Source organism: Ideonella sp. P3_A4 (assembly GCF_056403075.1).
In genome coordinates, this window is the sequence record NZ_JBFUGE010000590.1 from 1 (window position 1) to 3,670 (window position 3,670).

The window sequence follows — 3,670 nt, forward strand, 5'->3', positions numbered from 1 at the left end:
GTGTAGGGCTTGGGCAGCAGCTCCCAGCTCGGCGGGGCGTCGCGGTCGGCGTCCAGCAATTCGGATGAGAAACCCGACATCAGCAGGATCGCCATGCGAGGGAAGCGCTGTTGCGCCTGTTGGGCCAGCGCCGTGCCGCGCATGCCGGCACCGAGCGCGATGTCGGTCAGCAGCAGGTCGAAATCCGCGTCGGGCGTCAAGGTCTCCAGCGCCTGCTCGGCGCTCGCGCAGGCTGTGACCACGCAGCCCAGCGTGTCGAGGAAAGTCCGCACCACGGCGCGTACCTCGGCGTCGTCTTCCACCAGCAGCACCTTCAGGCCGGGTGGCACGGCCTCGCCGGTGGCCGTGTCGTCGCCCTGGTGTTCGGTCGGCGAGCCGGGCCGCGGGATGTAGAGCGTCAGCGTCGTGCCCTTGCCGGGCGCGCTGCGGATCTCGATCGCCCCCTTGGACTGCTTGACGAAGCCATAGACGGTGCTCAGGCCCAGGCCGGTGCCGCGCCCGAGCTCCTTGGTCGTGAAGAAGGGCTCGAAGGCGCGCTCTTTCACTTCGTCGGGCATGCCGGCGCCAGTGTCGGCGATCGAGATCGCCACGAAGTGCTCGTCCGGTATCGACGGGTCGTCCAGTTCACTGCGCTGCATGGCTGGCAGCTGGGCACGCGGCGTCGCGGCAAAGCGCAGGGTGCCGCCCTCTGGCATGGCATCGCGCGCGTTGATCGCGATGTTGAGCAGGGCCGATTCGAGCTGGCCCGGGTCGGCGAGAACAGGCGGGCAATCAGGCGGGGTGTCGACCTCGATGCGGATGCGCTGGTCGAGCGTGCGGCGCAGCATGTCGGCCAGCGAATGCAGCAGCTGGCTGACATCGACCGTGTTCGGCTGCAGCACCTGCCGGCGCGAAAACGCCAGCAGCTTGCTGGTCAGCTCCGCACCGCGCCGACTGGCACGTGCAGCCGCAGCAACCAGTTGCTGACCGTACGCGTCGTCGGCCAGCGCGGGCAGCTCTTCCAGCACCTGCAGGTTGCCCTGGATCACCGTCAGCAGGTTGTTGAAGTCGTGGGCGATGCCGCCAGTCAGCTGGCCGACGCTTTCCATCCGCTGGGCGTGGTTCAGCGCCTCTTCCGACTGCGCCCGCTGCTGGCTGCTGACCAGCAGGTTGGCCAACGACTCCATGAACCGCACCTCGTCGTCGCCGAAGCGCTTGGCGTCGCGCGAATGAACGGTCAGCACACCGGTGATGCGGCCGCGGTCCGACAGCGGCACCGTCAGGGCGCTGGTCAACCCGGCATCGATGCGGGCCTGTGGAACCTGAAAGCGCTGTTCGGCGCCATAGTCAGCCACGATCACGGGTCGGCCCTCTGCGTAGACGAAGCCCGGTGCCGTGTCCGGCCGGTTAGGCATCCGTGAGCCCACTTCTTCGCCCGGTAACAGCCCGACACCTGCCGCGACGCGGAACTCGAGCCGGCTGGGTTCGAGCAGACGCACGGCCGCCACTTCGACCTGCAGCGCCTGGGCGGCAATGGCCGGGACCTGTTCGAGCAGCCCTTGCGCGTCGCGGGCATCCACCGCCAGCCGGCCCAGTTGTGCCAGGTGCTCGCTGTAGCGCGCCCGCTGCAAAGCCTGCCGGACGCGCGGGTAGGCGCCGATGTCTCGTATGGCCGCTACGACGAGCGGCAGGCCGTGGTCCTGCAGCGGGCTSAGCGCGATCTCGACCATCACCTCGCTGCCATCGCAGCGCCGTGCGACCAGCTCCATCTGCGTGCCCATCGGGCGCGTGCGGGGCGCACGGCCGTAAGCCTCGCGATAGGCCGCATGGCGCGGGCGGATGCTGTCGGGCACCAGCATGTCGATGCCGGCGCCGATCAGCTCGTCGACGGTGTAGCCGAGCAGTGCGGCCGCGGCCGGGTTGGCCAGCACGATCTGGCCCGCAGCATCGGCCACCAGCAGTGCGTCGGGGTAGGCAACGAACAACGAGCGGAAGACGCTGTGGTCGTCGATGCCGGAGGGCAGGGCGGCGGGAATCGCCGGGGTACTCATCGCGCGGCTCCTTGTCCGTGCGGCGTCAGGCCGTGGTCACCGGTGGGACGAGGATGTAGCCGGCGCCGCGAACCGACTTGATGATCTGCGGGTCTTCGGCATCGACCTCGAGCTTCTTGCGCAGGCGGCCGACCTGGACGTCGATCGTGCGGTCGAACGGGGCGGCCTCGCGGCCGCGCGTCTGTTCGAGCAGGAAGTCGCGCGACAGCACGCGGCCCGGGTGCTGCGCAAACGCGCACAGCAGGTCGAACTCGCCGGTGGTCAGCGGCACATCTTGCCCGCCAGGCCCGATCAGCTGGCGTGCCGCGGTATCGAGGGCCCAGCCGGCGAAGCACAGCTTGTTGCGCGGGCTGGCAGCAGGAGCCTGAGCWGGCGGCTCGCTCGGTGTCAGGCGCCGCAGCACGGCCTTGATGCGAGCCAGCAGCTCGCGCAGGTCGAAGGGCTTGGTCACGTAGTCGTCGGCGCCGACCTCCAGCCCGACGACCTTGTCGACCGCGTCACCCCGGCCGGTCACGATGACCAGGCCGCAGCGCCAGTGTTCACGCAGCTGGCGGGCGATCGAGAAGCCGTCTTCGCCGGGCAGCCCCAGGTCGAGCAGGACGAGTGCCGGCGGGTCAGCGGCCATCAGCTCCATCAACGCCCGGCCGCTGTGCAACTGGCTGACCCGAAAGCCGTGGCTCTTCAGGTAATTGGCCAGCAGCGTGGTGATGTCGACTTCGTCGTCGAGGACGGCTAGATGGGTGGGGGCGGTCACAGTCGAAAAAGCCTCGATGGCCCGCCTGCTTGGCGGCGGTCGAGGGCGAGGTTAGCAGCTTTGCCGCTACGAGCGACAGTGTCCGCGTTCCTGTCTCGCGGCGGCCGTCTCACGACGCCGAGCCGCAGCCAAATCCTCAAGCCTGGTTCCGCGCCACCAGCTTGCGCAAGCCGGCTTCATCCAGCACCCGTATCTCGCGTTGGTGAACTTCAAGAAGTCCGTCGTCGTGGAACTTGGAGAACGTCCGGCTCACTGTTTCGAGCTTCAGCCCGAGGTAGCTGCCGATCTCTTCGCGCGTCATGCGCAAGACCAGCGCCGACGGCGAGAAGCCACGCGCTTGCAACCTGCGCGCGAGGTTCAAGATGAAGGTGGCCAAGCGTTCTTCGGCACGCATGCTGCCAAGCAGCAGCATCACGCCATGGTCGCGCACGATCTCGCGGCTCATGATCTTGTGGAACGAGTGCTGCAGCTCCACGAACTCGCGCGAGAGTTCTTCGAGCTGGCTGTACGGGATCACGCAGACTTGCGAGTCTTCGAGCGCGATGGCGTCGCAGGTGTGGTGGTCGTGGCTGATCGCGTCCAGGCCGAGCAGCTCACCGGCCATCTGGAACCCGGTCACCTGGCTCGCGCCGTCTTCGGTCGCCACACAGGTCTTGAAGAAGCCGGTGCGCACGGCGTAGAGCCCGACGAACGGGTCACCGGCGTGGAACAGCGCGCCGCCACGGCGGATGCGGCGGCGGCTGGCCACCAGCGTGTCCAGGCGTTGCACGTCGCGGCTGTGCAGCCCCAGCGGCAGGCACAGCTCCCGCAGGTTGCAGTTGGAGCAGGCAATCTTCAATTCTTGCAAGCTGACCGGTGCTTCGGGGGGCGCCGAACCGCATTCTGG

General features: G+C 68.3%; 3 protein-coding genes. All 3 read right to left on the minus strand.

Annotated features, from left to right (window positions below):
• Positions 1-2,030, minus strand: a 2,030-nt coding sequence (locus AC1DYI_RS29450) for a PAS domain S-box protein (RefSeq protein ID WP_477207671.1), incomplete at its 3' end; no start/stop codon positions are given.
• A gap of 25 nt (positions 2,031-2,055) precedes the next feature.
• Positions 2,056-2,784, minus strand: coding sequence for a winged helix-turn-helix domain-containing protein (locus AC1DYI_RS29455; protein ID WP_477207672.1), 729 nt, complete (start codon positions 2,782-2,784; stop codon positions 2,056-2,058).
• Between the two features lie 136 nt (positions 2,785-2,920).
• Positions 2,921-3,631 (minus strand): fumarate/nitrate reduction transcriptional regulator Fnr, encoded by a 711-nt coding sequence (gene fnr / locus AC1DYI_RS29460; RefSeq protein WP_477207673.1) that lies wholly within the window; start codon positions 3,629-3,631, stop codon positions 2,921-2,923.
• Positions 3,632-3,670 lie beyond the last annotated feature (39 nt).